Source organism: Winogradskyella sediminis, assembly GCF_003387355.1.
Taxonomy (GTDB): domain Bacteria; phylum Bacteroidota; class Bacteroidia; order Flavobacteriales; family Flavobacteriaceae; genus Winogradskyella; species Winogradskyella sediminis.
Map to the genome: position 1 here is coordinate 258,847 of NZ_QUNH01000003.1, position 19,560 is coordinate 278,406.

A 19,560-nucleotide genomic window follows, 5' to 3' on the forward strand; every position below is an offset into this window, starting at 1 on the left:
TAACGCTAATAACAATATAATGGCAAATACTTCAGATATTAGAAACGGATTATGTATAAGATATAACAATGATATCTATAAAATTGTAGAATTTCTTCATGTGAAACCTGGAAAAGGACCAGCTTTTGTAAGAACTAAAATGAAAAGTGTAACTACAGGAAAAGTTTTAGATAACACTTTTTCAGCAGGTCATAAAATTGATGATGTTCGTGTTGAGACTCATAAATTTCAGTACTTATATAATGATGGTGAATTTTATCACTTTATGAATGAATCTGATTATACTCAAATTCGATTATTAGAATCTGCAATTGACAGAACAGATTTAATGAAAGAAGGAGAGGTGGTTACAATTCAAATTAACACTGAAGATAATATGCCTCTTTCGGTAGAATTACCTGCGTCAGTAATTTTAGAAGTTACGGCTACAGAACCAGGCGTAAAAGGAAATACGGCTACTAATGCCACAAAACCTGCAACAGTAGAGTCTGGTGCGGAGGTTAATGTTCCTTTATTTATTAATGAAGGTGATAAGATTAAGGTAGAAACCGAAAAAGGGACTTACAAAGAACGTATTAAAGAATAAATTAATTTGCAGTTTCGGTCACAGCAAGTAGACTGAAAACTGAGACTGAAAACTGTAAACTGAGAAATGAAATTCCCTAAGCCATATACACTAAAGCAAATAGCACAATTAATAGATTGTGAATTTAGAGGTTCAGAAGACTTTGAAATTTTAGGTATTAACGAAATTCATGTTGTAAAGCCAGGTGATATTGTTTTTGTAGATCACCCAAAGTACTATGATAAGGCTTTAAAATCTGCAGCAACTATTGTTTTAATTAATAAAGATGTGCCTTGTCCTGATGGCAAAGCACTATTAATTTCTGATGATCCTTTTCGAGACTTTAATAAAATCACAGCACATTTTAAACCTTTTAAACCATCGAATATTGCTATTGCTGATAACGCCATTATAGGAGAAGGTACTGTAATACAACCCAATTGTTTTATCGGTAATAATGTTACTATTGGCGAAAATTGTGTGATTCATGCCAATGTTAGTATTAATGATGATGCTATTATTGGCAATAATGTCACTATTCATTCCGGAACAGTTTTAGGAGCCAGCGCCTTTTATTATAAAAATAGACCAGAAGGTTACGACCAGTTAAAATCTGGTGGTCGTGTTATTATTAAAGACCATGTAGATATTGGTGCGCTTTGTACTATAGATCGTGGAGTTACAGGCGATACAACTATTGGAGAAGGTACTAAGTTAGATAATCAAATTCAAATAGGGCACGATACCATAATTGGCAAAAAGTGTTTAATTGCATCTCAAACAGGAATTGCTGGTTGTGTTGTGGTAGAGGATAATGTGACTATTTGGGGGCAAGTAGGTGTTAAAAGTGGAATTACCATTGCAGAAGGCACTGTATTGTATGCACAATCTGGATTAGGGCATACTACAGAGGTTGGAAAGACCTATTTTGGTTCACCAGCAATAGATGCAAGAGCATTTTTTAAAGAGAAAGCCTATATAAAAATGATTCCTGAGATGGTTCAAAAATTAAAAAATTTGTAATGACATCAAAAGCGGTTGTAAAAGCATTTTATGAGTCCGATTTAGCAAATGACGCATCAGTTGTAGAGCGGTTTTTTCATAAAGATTGCAAATTACATTGGACCAATAACCAAGGCATTAGATTGCTCGAATATAACGATATCATAGCGTTTTTTGAGGGCACAAGACAATCTTATAATCACTTGCGTTTTGGGTTTACTCATTTTATAGAAGCTGAAAGCTTTGTAACTACAAGGCATACGCTTTATGGTACAACCATTGAGAATCCTAATATAGAAACTATGATAGCGCATTTTTCAACCATTTGGGAGGTAAAAGATAATAAATTATATCGTGGATATGAAATCAGTCAACATGCCGATGAAAGTGACGAAAAAGGTATGGAATCTTACAAAGAAATAAATATATAAAAGAGGTCGCATTTGCGTTTAAAATCTCTTATTTTTGCATAACAAAATACATAAAACTTAAAATCAACAATATCAAATGAGCGTTTTAGTTAATAAGAATTCTAAGATAATAGTTCAAGGTTTTACAGGTAGTGAAGGTACATTTCACGCTGAACAAATGATTGAATATGGTACAAATGTCGTTGGAGGTGTCACTCCAGGAAAAGGTGGTCAAACACATTTAGACAAGCCTGTTTTTAATACAGTTTCTGAAGCTGTTGAAAAAGTTGATGCTGATACCACAATTATTTTTGTACCGCCAGCTTTTGCTGCAGATGCAATTATGGAAGCTGCAGATGCAGGAATTAAAGTAATTATTACAATTACAGAAGGTATTCCTGTTGCCGATATGATTAAGGCGTCTGACTACATTAGTGGTAAAGATTGTCGTTTAGTTGGTCCTAACTGTCCTGGTGTTATTACTCCTGGTGAAGCTAAAGTTGGTATTATGCCAGGTTTTGTATTCAAAAAAGGTAATGTTGGTATCGTTTCTAAATCTGGAACGTTAACTTATGAAGCTGCTGATCAAGTTGTAAAACAAGGTTTAGGAATTACAACTGCAATTGGTATTGGTGGAGATCCTATTATCGGAACAACTACAAAAGAAGCTGTAGAATTATTAATTAATGACCCAGAAACTGAAGCTGTGGTGATGATTGGTGAGATAGGTGGACAACTAGAAGCTGATGCGGCACACTGGTATAAAGAAAGTGGAAGTAAAAAACCAGTAATTGGTTTTATTGCAGGTGAAACTGCGCCTGCAGGTCGTACAATGGGACATGCTGGTGCAATTGTAGGTGGTAGCGATGATACTGCCCAAGCTAAAAAGAAAATAATGAGTGCTTGTGGAATTCATGTAGTGGATTCTCCTGCTGAAATAGGAAAGAAAGTAGCAGAAGTTTTAGGCTAATATTTTCCTCATAAAACTGTTAAAAACCTTACAAAATCTTGTGAGGTTTTTTTATTTCGTGCAAATTGTAATTATTATCTTTGAATTAAGGTCTCAGCGTCTAATTGTCTTGATGCCTTTCTTTATAACATATTGAAAAACAAACTAATCATAAATTAATAATGAAACTTTTAGAAGGTAAAACAGCCATAATTACTGGCGCAAGTAGAGGTATTGGTAAAGGTATTGCAGAAGTTTTTGCAGACCATGGTGCTAACGTTGCATTTACGTATAGCTCATCCGTAGAAGCGGCTAATGAATTAGAAAAAGAACTAAATTCTAAAGGTGTTAAGGCTAAAGGCTATCAGAGTAATGCAGCAAGTTTTGAAGAGTCTCAAAAACTCGCAGAAGATGTTTTAGCTGAATTCGGAACGATAGATATTTTAGTAAATAACGCAGGTATTACAAAGGATAACCTATTAATGCGAATGGGTGAAGAAGATTTTGATAAAGTTATTGAAGTTAACTTAAAATCTGTATTTAACATGACTAAAGCTGTGCAACGTACTATGTTGAAACAACGAAAAGGCTCTATTATAAACATGAGTTCAGTAGTTGGGGTTAAAGGAAATGCCGGACAAACAAATTATGCGGCATCTAAAGCCGGTATTATTGGTTTTTCAAAATCAGTAGCTCTAGAGTTAGGGTCGCGTAATATTAGAAGTAACGTCATCGCTCCAGGTTTTATTGAAACCGAAATGACAGCCAAATTAGATGAAGACACCGTAAAAGGTTGGAGAGCCGGAATTCCTCTAAAAAGAGGAGGTACACCAGAAGATATTGCTAACGCTTGTGTGTTTTTAGCAAGTGATTTAAGTGCCTATGTTACAGGTCAGACCTTAAACGTAGATGGTGGTATGTTAACCTAAATGCAAAAGCCTGTTGAGACAGGTATCTATCTATTTTTTTTGTATAATTTTTAATGAGTAAATTAACACTTCTATACATTACAATTGCTGCGATTACAGCGCTTTTATTAGCGCTGTTTCAGTATTCGTATAAATCGAAATTAAAGTCCAATCTCAAATATGTGCTTGCAGCATTAAGGACAATTTCAATTTTTGGAATTTTTCTTTTACTCATTAATCCAAAGTTTGAATCCTTTACTTACTTCAACGAGAAACCCAAGCTTGTTGTTGCCATAGATAATTCGGAATCTGTTTCGTATTTAAAACAAGATGAAAAATCTAAAGAAGTGGTTAACACTTTAATGAACGATTCAGAGTTAAAAGAGCGTTTTAATATTCAGACGTACAAATTTGGAAAATCGGTATCCTCGTTAGATAGTTTAAATTTCAGCGAACGTCAAACTAACATTGCGTCGGTATTAAAACAGTTTGAAGAAATTTATGCAAATTTAACGGCTCCTATAGTACTCTTAAGTGATGGTAACCAAACGTATGGTGCAGATTACAGTTATATTGCTAAAGGGATAAAGCAGCCCATTTATCCTGTAATTTTGGGAGATTCCACTATACATTCAGATTTAAGTATTAAACAACTGAATGTTAACCGTTATGTGTATTTAAAAAATAAGTTTCCCGTTGAAATTATTGCAAATTATAGTGGAAATGAAGAGATAGAAACAGAATTAAAAATATGGTCTGGTAACACCGTCGTATTTAAAAAGACACTTGAATTTAATGCCTTAAAATCGTCTGAAATTATTTCAACAGCTTTAACGGCGAACAGTGTGGGCGTAATAAAATACCGTGTTGAACTCGTTCCATTAACAACTGAAAAAAATAAAGTAAATAATATTAAGAATTTTGGAGTCGAAGTTATTGATCAAAAAACAAATATTGCATTAGTTTACGATCGTTTACACCCAGATTTAGGTGCTTTAAAAAAGGCTATTGAAAGTAATGAGCAACGTAGCGTATCCATATTAAAACCACAAGAATTAACTGACAAAATAATTGATTTTCAGTTAGTTATATTGTATCAGCCTAACTATAACTTTAAACACTTGCTTAATGCGATTAAAGAGCAGAAAGTCAATACATTTATCATCTCTGGTACAACAACGGAATGGAATCTATTGCAAAAAACTCAAGGATATTTTAAGCAAGTAGTTACCAGCCAAACGGAAAGTTTTCAACCTAGTTTAAACAAAAACTATGGCACATTTATAGTTGAAAATTTAGACTTTAATAGTTTTCCTCCGTTACAATCTGAGTTTGGATCACTTCAAATTACAGTTCCTTACGAAACCTTATTGTACAAACGAGTTAATGGGATAACTACCGAAGATATATTGTTAGCTACATTTGAGACTGAAGGGACTAAACACGCTATTTTAAATGGTGAAGATATCTGGCGCTGGCGATCTCAATCTTATTTAAATACCAATAGTTTTAATGCTTTTGATGAATTTATAAATAAGTTAGTTCAGTATTTAAGTTCTAATAAAAAGCGAAGACGTATTAACGTTGATTATAAGAGTTTTTATAATGGTAATGACGATGTTATAATTTCGGCACAATATTTTAATAAAAATTTTGAGTTCGATAATTCGGCATCGTTAAGTATTGTATTAAAAAATAAAGATGATAATAGCGTAAGAGAAGTACCTCTTTTACTCAATAATGGTAATTATACTGTAGACTTAAGTGGAATTAATGCGGGTTTATATGAGTTTACTATAAAACATAATTCAGAATCAATCTCTGTATCTGGTAGTTTTCAAGTTTTAGAGTATAATGTTGAGCAGCAATTTTTAAATGCAGATATCGAGAAGTTAAAAGCTATGGCTACTGAGAGCAATGGAGCCGCTTATTTTACATCAGAAACCGATAAATTGATCGGTACTTTAATTAGTGATAATAGGTATAGTACCATTCAAAAAAGCACTAAAAATATCGTATCTTTGATTGATTGGAAATATCTACTTGGTTTAATTGCTTTAAGCCTTTTTGTCGAGTGGTTTATTAGAAAATATAACGGATTAATTTAAATATAATAGAATGGAGAAATTACCCAAGGTTGGATTACCGATTTTAATAGGAGTTATACTTTTAATTATTGTACTAGCTAAATCTGCAGTAACCTTAGACTCAGGTCATGCAGGTGTGTTGTATGAAACCTTAAACGGAGGTGTTGTAGCAGACAAAGATCCTTTAGGGCCAGGATTTCATATTATAGCACCTTGGAATCGTGTGATTGATTATGAAACACGTCAGCAAGAAATGCCAGAAAAAATGTCTGTATTGTCCTCAAACGGATTAGATATTAAATTAGATGCTTCAATATTGTATCAACCAGATTACAAGAATCTAGGAAGGTTACATAATGAAAAGGGTGAGAACTATGTAAGTCGAGTGCTTCAACCCGCTATTAGAAGTGCTGCGAGAAGTGTTGTTGGGCGTTATACACCAGAGCAATTATACTCTAGTAAAAGAGATGCTATACAAGAAGAAATCTTTGAAGAAACTAGAAAAATTGTAGAACCACAGTTTATTCAGTTGAATGATATTCTTATTAGAGATGTAACTCTACCACCAACAATTAAACAAGCTATTGAACGTAAGTTAAAGCAAGAGCAAGAGTCGTTGGAGTATGAATTTAGATTAGTTACTGCTCAAAAAGAAGCTGAAAAAGTAATTATTGAAGCACAAGGTAAAGCTGATGCTAACCGAATTCTAAGTGCTTCATTAACCGATAAAATTCTACAAGACAAAGGTATTGAAGCGACTGTAAAGTTATCAGAATCACCTAATAGTAAAGTTGTGGTAATCGGGTCTGGTGATTCAGGAATGCCTATTATTTTAGGAAATCAATAAATTTTAGGGCAAATATTAAAGTTTTATTAAAAAATATAATTTTATCAACTAATAATTAGGATTAGTAATTTTATTTAGAAATCTTTGTGCCAAGAATTAGAAACTATGACACTTATTCAATTACATCATCATTTTCATATCATCGCTCAAGCGAGGTGAAAGTGTATTGAATAAAATCAAAATATATTTTAAAAACCCGTTTGAGAATTTCAAGCGGGTTTTTTGTTTTTTAATCCAAAGGAATTCTTAGACATTACAAATCGTAATTATGACTAAATTAAAAATTGCAGTTCAAAAATCGGGTCGACTAAACGAAGACTCCATGAAAATTTTAAAAGAGATTGGTATTTCTGTAGATAATGGTAAGGACCAACTTAAGGCGTCTGCTCAAAATTTTCCTTTAGAAGTATTTTATCTTAGAAATGGCGATATCCCTCAGTATTTAAGAGATGGTGTGGTTGATGCTGCTATTATTGGTGAAAATGTTTTAATTGAGAAAGGTAACGATCTAAAAATTGTAGAGCGCTTAGGATTCTCTAAATGTAAAGTGTCTATTGCCGTTCCTAAATCATCATCATCAAAAAGTTTAAAAGATCTCGAAGGGAAGCGTATTGCTACATCGTACCCAAATACAGTAAATCAATTTTTAAAAAAAGAAGGGGTAAATGCGAACTTGCATATTATTAATGGTTCTGTAGAAATAGCTCCGAATATAGGATTGGCAGATGCTATTTGCGATATTGTATCTAGTGGAAGCACACTGTTTAAAAATGGCCTAAAAGAAGTGCAGGTTCTTTTAAAATCTGAAGCTGTACTAGCGACTTCTCCTAAAATCTCAGAAGAAAATCAAGCGTTAATTGATAAACTTCAATTTAGATTAAAGTCAGTATTAAAAGGACGAGAAAGCAAATATGTATTGCTTAACGCACCAAACGACAAATTGGCTAATATTGTGAAAATTCTTCCAGGTATGAATAGTCCTTCTATTTTACCCTTAGCCAAGGAAGGCTGGAGTTCTGTTCATTCGGTTTTAGATAAAAATGATTTTTGGAATATTATAGATGAATTAAAAGCCAATGGAGCCGAAGGTATTTTAGTTTGTCCTATAGAGAACATGGTACTTTAAAGAACTATTGTACACAATAAAAACATTAAATTTAAGGTAACAGATGAAATTATATAATAATCCAGAAAAATCAACTTGGCCAACGTTACTTCAGCGTCCCACTCAGTCTTTAGAGGTAATTGAAGCTACTGTAAATCAAATTTTTAAAGATATTGAAGCAAATGGTGATAGCGCTATTAAAAAATATACTGAGAAATTTGACGGTATTGCTTTAGATTCTCAAGTAGTTTCACAAGAAAGAATTGAAAAGGCTTCAAATTTGGTAAATACCAATCTAAAAAAGGCTATTGTATTAGCAAAAGCTAATATAGAGAAATTTCATAGTGCTCAGAAAACTGGGAAAATTAAGATAGAAACGATGCCTGGCGTTTGGTGTTGGCAAGAAAAACGTCCTATTCAAAAAGTAGGACTATATATTCCTGGTGGAACGGCTCCTTTATTTTCAACGGTGTTAATGTTAGCGGTTCCGGCACAAATAGCAGGTTGTAAGGATATTGTATTATGTTCTCCTCCTAATGAGAAAGGTGAAATTGCTAATGAAATTTTGTACGCTGCACAGCTATGTGGAGTGACTAAAGTTGTCAAAGTAGGAGGAATCCAGGCTATTGCGGGATTAACCTTTGGTACAGCATCAATTCCTAAAGTTTTTAAAATTTTTGGTCCTGGTAACCAGTTTGTGACTGTGGCGAAGCAACTCGCTACAAAATATGGCGTAGCTATAGATATGCCAGCGGGTCCAAGTGAACTTTTAGTGATGGCTGACGAATCTGCAAATGCAGCTTATGTGGCTTCAGATTTATTGAGTCAAGCGGAACACGGTAGCGATAGTCAGGTGATCTTGGTAACAACGTCTCAGGATTTTGCTGAAAGCGTTTCAAGTGAAATTAAAAAACAATTAGAGGTTTTGCCAAGAAAAGGCATAGCTGAAAAAGCAATTGCTAATTCAAAGACCATTATTGTGGCCTCTAATGAATCTGCATTAGAATTGATTAATGCATATGGACCTGAACATTTTATAGTTGCCACTGAAAATAATAATTTTTTTGTAAATCATGTTGAAAATGCGGGTTCAGTGTTTATTGGTAATTATACTCCTGAAAGTGCTGGTGATTATGCTTCAGGCACAAACCATACGTTACCAACTAACGGGTTTTCAAAAGCGTATTCTGGAGTTAATTTAGATAGTTTTCAAAAAAGTATGACGTTTCAAAAAATATCTAAACAAGGTATACAAAATATAGGAAACGCTATTGAGTTAATGGCAGAAGCAGAAGGCCTACAAGCCCATAAAAATGCAGTAAGCTTAAGGTTAAATGATTTGAAAAAGGAGTAAAGATCTTATTTTTAGTAATAGATCACTGAAAAACATGCTTTTAAACAGCAATTAGTATGAATAGCAATTTCAATATAAACAATCTCTTAAGAGATAATATTAAGTCCATAAAACCTTATTCGTCGGCAAGAGATGAGTATAAAGACACCACTGATGGCATGATTTTTTTGGATGCGAATGAAAACCCATTTAGTACGGACGTTAATCGCTATCCAGATCCTCAGCAGACTGCTCTTAAAGAACGTTTATCGGAATTAAAAGGAGTTTCCACGCAGCAAATTTTGCTCGGTAATGGAAGCGATGAAGTTTTAGATCTTATATTTAGAGCGTTTTGCGAACCTAATCGTGAAAACATTATCACCTTACCTCCAACATACGGTATGTATAATGTCTTAGCAAATATCAATGCCATAAATACCATAGAAATACCATTAACGTCAGACTTTCAACCAGATGTTGATGAGATACTTAGTGCTGCACACTCACACACCAAAGTACTTTTTTTATGCTCGCCTAATAATCCAACAGCTAATAGTTTTAACGCTGATGCTATAGCGTATTTAATTGAAGAGTTTCAAGGTATCGTGGTCATTGATGAGGCTTATATCGATTTTTCAAAAAAGGAAAGCTGGTTAAGTCGTTTAAATGATTTTCCAAACATCATCATTACGCAAACCTTATCTAAAGCTTATGGTTTGGCTGGTATTCGTTTGGGTATATGTTATGCCTCAGTTGAGATTATTTCAGTTTTAAATACGATAAAACCACCATACAATATAAATCAATTGACGCAAGAAAGAGCGTTAGAGCGTTTAAATGCTGAAGATACTGTAGCTAAAGAAATCCGTAAAATAGTAAAACAACGAAAAACTCTTAGAAAAGCATTAAAGTCCATTGATTATATAGAAAAGGTGTATGCTTCTGATGCTAATTTTATTTTAGCAAAAGTAGATGATGCCAATAAACGCTACCAACAATTGGTAGAAAAAGGAATTGTAGTAAGAAACAGAACAAAACAACCATTATGTGAAAATTGCTTACGATTTTCTGTAGGTACTAAAGCGGAAAATGAGAAGTTAATTCAAACATTGATGCAATTATCGTAACATTTGTCATTCTGCAGTAGATGTGGAATACATCATTATATTATTAATCAAAAATTAGATTCCTAATTAGATAGGAATACTCATAACATATGAAGCCAGTTTTATTTATAGATAGAGACGGAACGCTTATTAAAGAGCCAGCGGATGAACAAATAGATTCTTTTGAGAAATTAGAGTTCTATCCAAAGGTTTTTCAATACTTAAGTAAAATCGCTAAAGAATTGAATTTTGAAATTGTAATGATTACCAATCAAGATGGTTTAGGTACAGACGTCTATCCTGAAGATACTTTTTGGCCAGTTCATAATTTTGTGCTTAAATCATTTGAATCAGAAGGTGTTATTTTTAAAGAGCAGTTTATAGACCGAACGTTTGCTAAAGACAATGCGCCTACACGAAAGCCTAATACAGGCTTATTATCAAAGTATTTTTCAGAACCTTATGATTTGCAAAACTCCTATGTTATTGGTGATCGACTTACCGATATAGAATTGGCAAAAAATCTTGGAGCAAAAGGAATATTTATAAATGATAATACCAATCTTGGAACAGATGAAGTTACAGTAAATTATACAGAACTCGACCCTTATATTGCTCTTGAAACTAATGATTGGGAAGTCATATATAAATTTTTAAAAAGCACTGAACGCGTAGGGAGTATTGAGAGGAATACGAATGAAACAAAAATTAAAATCAGTCTTAATTTAGATGGCACTGGAAAAAGTGCTATAGATACTGGTATTGCGTTTTTCGATCATATGTTAGACCAAATTGCACGCCATGGACAAATCGATTTAAATATTAAAGTTGATGGAGATTTAGAAGTCGATGAGCACCATACCATTGAAGACACAGCTATTGCTTTAGGCGAAGTATTTGCAACAACTTTAGGAAATAAATTAGGTATAGAGCGCTATGGTTTTTGTTTGCCAATGGACGACTGTTTAGCACAAGTTGCCATTGATTTTGGTGGAAGAAATTGGCTCGTTTGGAATGCCGTGTTTAAACGTGAGATGATAGGAAAAATGCCAACCGAAATGTTTTATCATTTCTTTAAATCCTTTACAGATGGTGCTAAGTGTAATTTAAATATTAAAGTAGAAGGTACTAATGAGCATCATAAAATCGAAGCTATTTTTAAAGCCTTTGCTAAAGCTATAAAAATGGCCGTTAAGCAAGATATTGAGAAAATGATATTACCGTCAACAAAAGGAATGTTGTAAACATTTGCTATTTCTACGAAAGTAGGAATCCACTTTAAATTAAAAATCAATAGATTCTTGCTTTTGCAAGAATGACAATACATTGTTAATGAAACTATCAATAGTCAATTACGGAGCAGGAAACATTAAAAGTATACAATTTGCATTTCAACGCTTAGGACATAAGGCTGTTTTAACTGATAAACCAGAGGAGATTATAAACTCAGATAAAGTACTTTTTCCTGGTGTTGGTGAAGCGAGCTCTGCAATGTTAAAACTGAAACAAAGTGGCTTGGATGTATTAATTCCTACCTTAAAGCAGCCCGTATTAGGAATTTGCTTAGGCATGCAATTAATGTGTAAGCATTCTGAGGAAGGTGACACTGCGGGTTTGGGTATATTTGATGTTAATGTCAAACGATTTTCAAACAAGGTTAAAGTTCCACAAATGGGATGGAATACAATTTCTAATCTTAAATCTGAGCTATTTAAGGATATTAAAGAAAAAGAATACATGTACCTTGTTCATAGTTATTATGCAGAAGCTTGTGCGGAATCTATTGCAATTACGGATTACGAATTACCGTATGCCTCAGCATTAGAAAATGATAATTTTTTTGGTGTACAATTTCACCCAGAAAAAAGTAGTAAAGCAGGAGAACAATTATTAAAGAATTTTTTGAAATTATAATATAAAGCTTGAAAATGAGAATAATACCAGCCATAGATATTATTGACGGTAAATGTGTGCGTCTCACTAAAGGAGATTACACTACGAAAAAAATATATAATGAAAATCCGTTAGAGATAGCCAAGCAATTTGAAGGTGCTGGTATAAACTATTTGCATGTAGTAGATTTAGACGGAGCCAAGGCCAGCCATATAGTAAATTATAAAGTATTAGAAAACATTGCGTCCAAGACCAATCTTAAAATAGATTTTGGTGGAGGATTAAAATCTGATGAAGATTTAAAAATCGCATTCAATTCAGGCGCACATCAAATTACGGGAGGTAGTATTGCCGTTAAGAATCCAGAACTTTTTGAAACATGGATTGTTAAATTTGGTGCCGAACATATAATTCTAGGAGCCGATTGCAATAACGAAAAAATAGCGATCAGTGGTTGGCAAGAAGAGAGTAGCTTAGAAGTTTTGCCTTTTATTAAAGATTATCAAACCAAAGGCATTAAGTATGTTATTTGTACGGACATTTCAAAGGATGGTATGTTAGAAGGTCCTTCTTTTGAGCTTTATAAGCGTATTTTAAATAATAATTCATCCTTTGATAATGAGAACGCTTTAAAGCTGATTGCTTCTGGTGGTATTTCAAAATTTGATGAATTACCAAAGTTGCAAGAATTAGGATGTGAAGGAGTCATTATAGGTAAAGCGATTTATGAATATAGGATTAGTTTAAAGGAATTAGAGAATTTTATAATTAACAAATAGCTAATAGCTTTTTGGTGTTAGCCATTTGCTAAACACCAAAAGCCTATGGCCAAAAGCGATAATATGCTGACAAAAAGAATAGTGCCGTGTTTAGATATTAAAAATGGACGTACCGTTAAAGGTGTCAATTTTGTTGATCTTAGAGATGCAGGCGATCCTGTAATATTAGCAAAACAATATGCTGATTTAGGTGCGGATGAATTGGTCTTCTTGGATATTGCGGCGACATTAGAAAATCGTAAAACCATGCACGATATGGTTTTAAAAGTCGCAGAGCAAGTCAATATTCCATTTACAGTTGGTGGTGGAATTTCTACCGTAGAAGATGTAGATGATTTATTGCACTGTGGCGCGGACAAGGTTTCAATTAATTCATCTGCAGTAAAACGACCAGAATTAATTAACGAATTGTCAGATAAGTTTGGGAGTCAATGTGTGGTTGTGGCTATCGACGCAAAGCAAGTTAATGGAGAATGGTTAGTACACTTAGCTGGTGGTACAATACCAACAACCATAAAACTTTTTGAATGGGCAATAGAAGTTGAACAACGTGGCGCAGGTGAAATTTTATTTACCTCTATGAATCACGATGGAACAAAAGCAGGATTTGCCAATGAAGCATTAGCTAAATTATCAGAATTAGTGAATATTCCTATTATAGCTTCAGGAGGAGCGGGAAACATTCAGCATTTTGTAGACACCTTTAATATCGGGAAAGCGGATGCAGCATTAGCAGCAAGTGTGTTTCACTTTGGCGAAATTCCAATTTTAGAATTAAAAGAAGCATTATTCAATAACGGAATACCAGTAAGAATATAAGTAAAAATGATGAACGTAGATTTCAATAAAAATCCAGATGGGCTCGTGCCAGCAATTATTCAAGATGATTGCACTAATAAAGTATTAATGTTAGGTTACATGAATGCCGAGGCACTAAACAAAACGATAGACACTCAATTAGTAACCTTCTTTAGCAGAAGTAAACAACGGTTATGGACCAAGGGAGAGGAAAGTGGTAATGTATTGCATCTAATAGATATAAAGTTAGATTGTGATAGCGATGCGCTATTAATAAAAGTAAATCCCAAAGGGCCAACGTGCCATAAAGGAACCGATACCTGTTGGAATGAGGATAATGAAAATACGTATGGTTTTATTTCTAAACTAGAAGAAACCATTGCTTCAAGAATTAAGGCAAAAGAATCAGAAAAATCTTACGTTGCTTCGCTGTTTGCGAAAGGCATTAATAAGATAGCTCAAAAGGTTGGGGAAGAGGCTGTTGAAGTCGTCATTGAGGCAAAAGATGACAATGATGAGTTGTTTTTAGAAGAAAGTGCCGATTTATTGTTCCATTTTTTGATGCTTTTACAGGCAAAAGGGTTCAAAATGAACGATGTAGCTTCAGTCTTAGATAGACGAAGTGAGCGTTAAATTCGGCAAAAAGCATATTAAAGTAAGATAAGTTTTATGTAAGATGTATTTCAACGAAAATATCGTTATTTCATCGTTTTTTTTTGCTGGTAAAGCGTAGTTTTGGGGTATCATTAACAAACTATAACCCTAATCTTATGAAAAAAACTAAACCTACTTTAGTCTTTCTTACAGTTTTATGCTTTTTTAACTTAACAAAAGCACAGCAACCGCAATCTGAATTTAGTATTCAAGACGAAACACGTGATCACTATGCTGCAAATGTCCCAAATCATGAGCACTTTATCACCAGCGAAACTCTATTAGATTTTGATACAGAAGATCTAAATATGAATCAGCCAGCTGAATTTAATGGTGATGCTTATCATGAAAGTTATGAGGATAACTCAAGTTCAGACAACTTAGAACGAAGTACTTTTGACTCTAGTGTAACTTTTACTTATGATGGAAGTTGGGATGCAGAAGGAGATCCATTCTCAGTTGGAGTAAGTTCTTCAGATGTTATTGTTATTCAGTCTGGTAGTATAGACATTTTAACAGATATTACTTTAAGTCTTATAACAGTAGAGACTGGTGCTTCTATGACTATAGCAACAGGAGTTACAGTAACAGCGAATGTTGTTCTTAATTCAGGTGCTGGCGAATTTGCGAGTTTAATCTCTGATGGAAGTATTGTTGGCACTGTAACGTATAACCGCTCTACCGCACAAGCCGGCGTAAATGAATTAGTTTCACCACCACTTACAGGACAGATATTCTCTGTTTTTGCATTAGCGAATTCTTTAAATTTAGCAGCCTCAGGTGATTTAAGAGCGTATGCAACATTTTTAACAGCTACTGATACTTATTATAATCTTGATGTGCAAGTTGCTGTAGATGGTAACCATGTGCTAGAAGCAGGTGCTGGTTATAGAGGAGCTACTACAGATGGTGCAAACTTAATCTATACAGGAGATGTAGAAACAGGAACGGTTAACTTAACGCTTAACGATTCTGGTTTTGCTTGGAATTTAATAGGTAACCCTTATCCATCTTATCTCGATTTTGAAAGTTTTTTTACCGATAATAAATTAGAATTGGACTCAGAAAATGCTGCTGTTTATACATATTCAGGAGATAGTAATAACCCTTGGATAGTTTGGAATCAGGCTACTGCAGATAATAAAGATATAGTAGAATTGATTGCGCCAGGTCAGGCCTTTTTTGTAAAATCGAAAGTGGGTGGCGGATCTGTTGATTTTACAACTAATATGCGTTCGCATGGGAATGACAGTGAAAATTTATCAAGAGATGCTGTATCATCACATTACGGCTACACAAAATTAAAGTTAAGCTCAACAACCGCAGAGTATAATACTGAATTTTACTTTAATAGTAATGCTTCTGAAGGATTAGACCCTGGTTATGATGCTTCTGTTTTTGGTTCTACTCCTCCTGCATTTTCAATTTATTCTAGTTTAATTGAAGGAGATGCTAGTATTGCCTTAGCAATTCAAGCTTTAAATAATATATCTATGGATGATGTCGTTGTGCCTCTAGGAGTATATGCTGGTCAGGGACAAGAGTTAACTTTTAGTGTCGCTGAAAGTGATATGTCTGAAACAACAAATGTGTATTTAGAGGATACTGTAAATAATACGGTTACACTTTTAAACACTGGTGATCATAGCTTTACTCCTTCGACAGATTTAAGTGGAACCGGACGTTTTTATTTAAGATTTGAAACAACAACTCTTAGTGACGTCGATGTAGATTTTGATTCTCTAAAAATATATGTAAATAATTTAGCGAAGACCATTAATATAGATGGTCAATTACATAATGAGACGAATGCTAAATTATATGACGTCAATGGACGCCTTATTTTATCTCAAAAGTTGGATACATATAACGCTAATCAATCTATAGATATTAGCTCATTGACTTCTGGTGTATATATTGTAGAATTAGATAATAATACTACTCAAAGACATATTGAGAAATTAATCATAAAATAAAATTTGCCTTTGGTAAAACTATACTTTTTATAAGAAACAGCCATAATTGAAAAATTATGGCTGTTTTGTTTATAAGGTTAATTAAAATGATATATTTTGTTGCCGACTAATACAACTAGTATAATAAGAGTTTCAAATTAAAATATGAGCATTGCTTTTGGAATCTTCGAGAAATTAGCGTTCTTGCTACTATGTTTAATAAACGTTACTATTATCTCATTAAAATTCAATATTTAGGCTATCGTTTTCACGGTTGGCAAAAACAACCAGATGTTAAAACGGTACATCTAATGATAGATCGTACCTTGAAATATATTTTTCAAGATACCCGATTTAAAACCTTAGGAGCAGGCAGAACTGATGCTATGGTCTCTGCTAATGAAGCAGCTTTAGAATTATTTGTTTATAATGAACCGCTTCAAGATCTTGATGCTTTTTTAGAACTATTCAACCATAATTTACCTCAAGATATACGGGCGTTATCTATTAAAGAAGTAAATAAAGAATTTAATATTATTCAAGATTCTAAGTTAAAAGAGTATCACTATGTATTCTCTGAAGGTCAAAAAAATCATCCATTTTGTGCTCCTATATTAACTACGATATTAGAGCCGCTTAATGTTGACTTAATGAAACAAGGCGCCAAACTATTTGAGGGTCATCATAATTTTAAAACCTATTGCTATCGTGCTACTGACAAAGGACAATACATAAGAACTATTGAGTCTTCAGAAATTGTAGATAACGATATTTATACGGCCAATTTTTTTCCTGAAAAATCGTATGTCTTAAAAGTAGTAGGAAAGGGATTTATGCGTAATCAAATTCGGCTAATGGTAGGATGTTTGATTAAACTGGGTAGAGGTGACATTACATTAGAATATATCCAAGACACTCTAAAAATGGATAGTACTGAAGTTATGGATTATATAGCACCAGCTTCAGGTTTAATTCTTCATTCGGTAGATTTTGAATAAAAAAAGTACAAATTAGATTTAACTTGTACTTTTATTATGACTATAAGATGAATTCAGTATTTTTAATTAATCCAACCTTTAGAGATTGATTTCTTAGCGTACCATATTAAAAAGATACAGATCACAATAACTAATATTGGCATTATTAAAGTTGGTGCATCCATTTCTACAGTTATAAATAGATAAATATGCTGCACTATTGCTCCCAATGCTGAAATAATAAATAGGGGATAAGCCCATTTTTTTCTAATTAATAAGGTAATGCACCCAAGTGCACCACAAAATACAGCTAATGCAAAAGCTGCTGTATACCAAGCCGGATATTCAACTAAAAATTCGGCTTGTTGTTCTTTTGGTAATTGTGCAATAATCTCATCAGTCATAAAGGCTCTACCGATGTATGCCATGACGCCAGCGCCATTCCATAATAATGCCAATACGCTGATTATCCAAAAGGAAATTGGCGGTTTTCTTTTAATGTTTGTCATAAATTAGTTGATTTAGTTAAAAATAGATACTAATAAGTACCATACGAATCAACAATGTATGAAAAAAATTAAGAATTAAGTATTTACCTAAAAAAATAGATATAAAATATAAGACAAATTATATCTTATTCGGCAACGTGAAGTTTTGGTTCTTTATCTACAAATTTTCCGTTAACAGATTCTCCTAAAATGATAACTTCTTTAGAACGCTCGTACATTTTTATAGCACGATGCATCTGTAATTTGGTCCCACTGTATAATTTTACACCTGATTTTGAGCCTTTGTTTCTAATCTCAATATAGAAACCATCCTTTAGTGCTGTTGGTCTTGTTGCTGGTCTACCCATAAATATATTGTCTGTTTTAAAAGTGGTGCATAATAGTAAATTTAAAGGGAACTCACAAGTTTATTGTAAAACAATTATTAACCGAGTTATCTTTTATGTTAAATGAGTACACAACGTTTAGAATCTAAGTCTTAAATCATGGCTATTTACTCACCATAGTGTTAAAAGTATTTATGGTTTTGTTTAGGTGAAGTTCTGACGTTTTTCGTTAATACACTATTATGGTTTAGCGTTAAAAATACGAGGAGAAGAGCAAATTTTATCTTTTTATCAGTAAGATATTTGTAAACGTTTAATAAATAGAATAATTAATATATAAATGAAAGAGCAATTTAATACAGCATTAGGTAATTTAGTAGATAAACTGATTGGTTGGTTTAACGCTATTATTGAGAATATTCCTAATTTTATTTTGGCAATCTTAGTGATGATAGCGTCTTATTTTGCCGCGAAGTACGTTGGTAGATTAGTAAAAAGGTTAGTTTCTCGCCGAATTCATCAAGACTCCATTAAAAATGCTATATCTAGAGTTGTAGCTGTTGTCGTAGTCGCTTTAGGGTTGTTTATTGCTTTAGGAGTTTTAAATTTAGGTAAGGCTCTAACTTCATTATTAGCTGGTGCAGGAGTCGTCGGTTTGGCTATTGGTTTAGCGTTACAAGGTACTTTGGCTAATACTTTTGCCGGACTTATTTTGTCATTTAGGAAGAAAATACAGATAGGTAATTGGGTGGAAACTACGGGATATTCTGGTGAAGTAATGGATATTAATCTTAAAGATTTTACGCTAAAAGAAGCGGATAACAATATTGTAATTATACCGAATAAAACCATATTAGAAAATCCAATTAAAAATTACTCATTAACAACTAAGATGAGAATTTTTTTAGAGTGTGGAGTGGGTTATGAATCCGATTTAGAAAAGGTACAGCAATTAACTAAAGAAGTTATTGCTACAACGTTTGACCAAGTTAAATCTGTGGATGATGTAGAATTTTATTTTACCGAGTTTGGAGATAGTTCCATTAACTATTTATGCCGTTTTTGGATAGACGCCGAAAGTATGCTCGAAAAGATGAAAGCAAAAACCACTGCTATTATTGAAATTAAAAAAGCCTATGATAAAGAGGGTATTAATATTCCATTTCCAATTAGAACATTGCAGTTCGATAATTCGTTAGATATTAAAGGTAATTCTAAAGCACAATCCACAACTCAAAACGAAAAGTAGTTGCATTAAACAAATTGTATCAATTGAGTTAAATTTCATGGGATACGAGCCAATTTAATCGCAATGTCCTAACGATATTTGTAGTATACATAAACCATTAAAATCAAT

Annotated in this window: 20 protein-coding genes; 18 read left to right on the forward strand and 2 right to left on the reverse strand. The window is 33.2% G+C overall.

Annotation, left to right across the window (positions count from 1 at the left end; genetic code table 11):
* The first annotated feature begins 19 nt into the window (after positions 1-19).
* The 17 genes from efp to truA all read left to right on the forward strand — a co-directional run bounded on the left by efp (position 20) and on the right by truA (position 17,389).
* Positions 20-586, forward strand: a complete 567-nt coding sequence (efp, locus tag C8N41_RS13860) for an elongation factor P (RefSeq protein ID WP_092443086.1) — start codon at positions 20-22, stop codon at positions 584-586.
* Between the two features lie 66 nt (positions 587-652).
* Positions 653-1,588, forward strand: a complete 936-nt coding sequence (locus C8N41_RS13865) for a UDP-3-O-(3-hydroxymyristoyl)glucosamine N-acyltransferase (RefSeq protein WP_115839710.1) — start codon at positions 653-655, stop codon at positions 1,586-1,588.
* On the forward strand, positions 1,588-1,998 hold the full coding sequence (locus tag C8N41_RS13870) for a nuclear transport factor 2 family protein (RefSeq protein WP_115839711.1): 411 nt from the start codon (positions 1,588-1,590) through the stop codon (positions 1,996-1,998). Before C8N41_RS13865 ends, C8N41_RS13870 begins: the two co-directional genes overlap by 1 nt.
* A gap of 76 nt (positions 1,999-2,074) precedes the next feature.
* Positions 2,075-2,947 carry a succinate--CoA ligase subunit alpha gene (sucD, locus tag C8N41_RS13875; protein ID WP_115839712.1) on the forward strand — a complete coding sequence of 291 codons (873 nt, stop codon included), beginning with the start codon at positions 2,075-2,077 and terminating at the stop codon, positions 2,945-2,947.
* Between the two features lie 161 nt (positions 2,948-3,108).
* Positions 3,109-3,855, forward strand: a complete 747-nt coding sequence (gene fabG / locus C8N41_RS13880; RefSeq protein ID WP_092443078.1) for a 3-oxoacyl-[acyl-carrier-protein] reductase — start codon at positions 3,109-3,111, stop codon at positions 3,853-3,855.
* A gap of 53 nt (positions 3,856-3,908) precedes the next feature.
* The gene (locus C8N41_RS13885; RefSeq protein ID WP_115839713.1) at positions 3,909-5,942 is read left to right on the forward strand and encodes a VWA domain-containing protein; all 2,034 of its coding nucleotides are present in this window, start codon (positions 3,909-3,911) and stop codon (positions 5,940-5,942) included.
* Positions 5,943-5,952: 10 nt separating this feature from the next.
* The gene (locus C8N41_RS13890) at positions 5,953-6,768 is read left to right on the forward strand and encodes a prohibitin family protein (RefSeq protein ID WP_092443074.1); all 816 of its coding nucleotides are present in this window, start codon (positions 5,953-5,955) and stop codon (positions 6,766-6,768) included.
* A 268-nt stretch (positions 6,769-7,036) separates the two neighbouring features.
* The gene (gene hisG, locus C8N41_RS13895; RefSeq protein ID WP_115839714.1) at positions 7,037-7,894 is read left to right on the forward strand and encodes an ATP phosphoribosyltransferase; all 858 of its coding nucleotides are present in this window, start codon (positions 7,037-7,039) and stop codon (positions 7,892-7,894) included.
* Between the two features lie 43 nt (positions 7,895-7,937).
* Positions 7,938-9,227 carry a histidinol dehydrogenase gene (gene hisD / locus C8N41_RS13900; RefSeq protein WP_115839715.1) on the forward strand — a complete coding sequence of 430 codons (1,290 nt, stop codon included), beginning with the start codon at positions 7,938-7,940 and terminating at the stop codon, positions 9,225-9,227.
* A gap of 56 nt (positions 9,228-9,283) precedes the next feature.
* Positions 9,284-10,333 (forward strand): histidinol-phosphate transaminase, encoded by a 1,050-nt coding sequence (gene hisC / locus C8N41_RS13905; RefSeq protein WP_115839716.1) that lies wholly within the window; start codon positions 9,284-9,286, stop codon positions 10,331-10,333.
* A gap of 89 nt (positions 10,334-10,422) precedes the next feature.
* Entirely contained in the window at positions 10,423-11,556 is a 1,134-nt protein-coding gene (gene hisB, locus C8N41_RS13910; RefSeq protein ID WP_115839717.1) for a bifunctional histidinol-phosphatase/imidazoleglycerol-phosphate dehydratase HisB, read from the forward strand.
* Between the two features lie 88 nt (positions 11,557-11,644).
* Positions 11,645-12,226, forward strand: a complete 582-nt coding sequence (gene hisH / locus C8N41_RS13915; protein WP_092443065.1) for an imidazole glycerol phosphate synthase subunit HisH — start codon at positions 11,645-11,647, stop codon at positions 12,224-12,226.
* A 14-nt stretch (positions 12,227-12,240) separates the two neighbouring features.
* Positions 12,241-12,984 carry a 1-(5-phosphoribosyl)-5-[(5-phosphoribosylamino)methylideneamino]imidazole-4-carboxamide isomerase gene (gene hisA / locus C8N41_RS13920; protein ID WP_115839718.1) on the forward strand — a complete coding sequence of 248 codons (744 nt, stop codon included), beginning with the start codon at positions 12,241-12,243 and terminating at the stop codon, positions 12,982-12,984.
* Between the two features lie 63 nt (positions 12,985-13,047).
* Positions 13,048-13,803 carry an imidazole glycerol phosphate synthase subunit HisF gene (gene hisF / locus C8N41_RS13925; RefSeq protein ID WP_115839827.1) on the forward strand — a complete coding sequence of 252 codons (756 nt, stop codon included), beginning with the start codon at positions 13,048-13,050 and terminating at the stop codon, positions 13,801-13,803.
* A 9-nt stretch (positions 13,804-13,812) separates the two neighbouring features.
* Entirely contained in the window at positions 13,813-14,415 is a 603-nt protein-coding gene (gene hisIE / locus C8N41_RS13930; protein WP_115839828.1) for a bifunctional phosphoribosyl-AMP cyclohydrolase/phosphoribosyl-ATP diphosphatase HisIE, read from the forward strand.
* A gap of 137 nt (positions 14,416-14,552) precedes the next feature.
* Positions 14,553-16,412 carry a T9SS type A sorting domain-containing protein gene (locus C8N41_RS13935; protein WP_115839719.1) on the forward strand — a complete coding sequence of 620 codons (1,860 nt, stop codon included), beginning with the start codon at positions 14,553-14,555 and terminating at the stop codon, positions 16,410-16,412.
* Between the two features lie 191 nt (positions 16,413-16,603).
* The gene (truA, locus tag C8N41_RS13940) at positions 16,604-17,389 is read left to right on the forward strand and encodes a tRNA pseudouridine(38-40) synthase TruA (protein ID WP_115839720.1); all 786 of its coding nucleotides are present in this window, start codon (positions 16,604-16,606) and stop codon (positions 17,387-17,389) included.
* Positions 17,390-17,451: 62 nt separating this feature from the next.
* On the opposite strand, the gene C8N41_RS13945 is transcribed toward truA, so the two are convergent.
* Together C8N41_RS13945 and C8N41_RS13950 are read right to left on the reverse strand one after the other, a co-directional pair.
* Positions 17,452-17,877 carry a hypothetical protein gene (locus C8N41_RS13945; RefSeq protein ID WP_092443058.1) on the reverse strand — a complete coding sequence of 142 codons (426 nt, stop codon included), beginning with the start codon at positions 17,875-17,877 and terminating at the stop codon, positions 17,452-17,454.
* Between the two features lie 125 nt (positions 17,878-18,002).
* Positions 18,003-18,224 carry a hypothetical protein gene (locus tag C8N41_RS13950; RefSeq protein ID WP_092443056.1) on the reverse strand — a complete coding sequence of 74 codons (222 nt, stop codon included), beginning with the start codon at positions 18,222-18,224 and terminating at the stop codon, positions 18,003-18,005.
* 319 nt (positions 18,225-18,543) lie between these two features.
* Here C8N41_RS13950 and C8N41_RS13955 point away from each other — a divergent pair, with 319 nt between their 5' ends.
* Positions 18,544-19,452 carry a mechanosensitive ion channel family protein gene (locus C8N41_RS13955; RefSeq protein ID WP_115839721.1) on the forward strand — a complete coding sequence of 303 codons (909 nt, stop codon included), beginning with the start codon at positions 18,544-18,546 and terminating at the stop codon, positions 19,450-19,452.
* Positions 19,453-19,560: the final 108 nt, after the last annotated feature.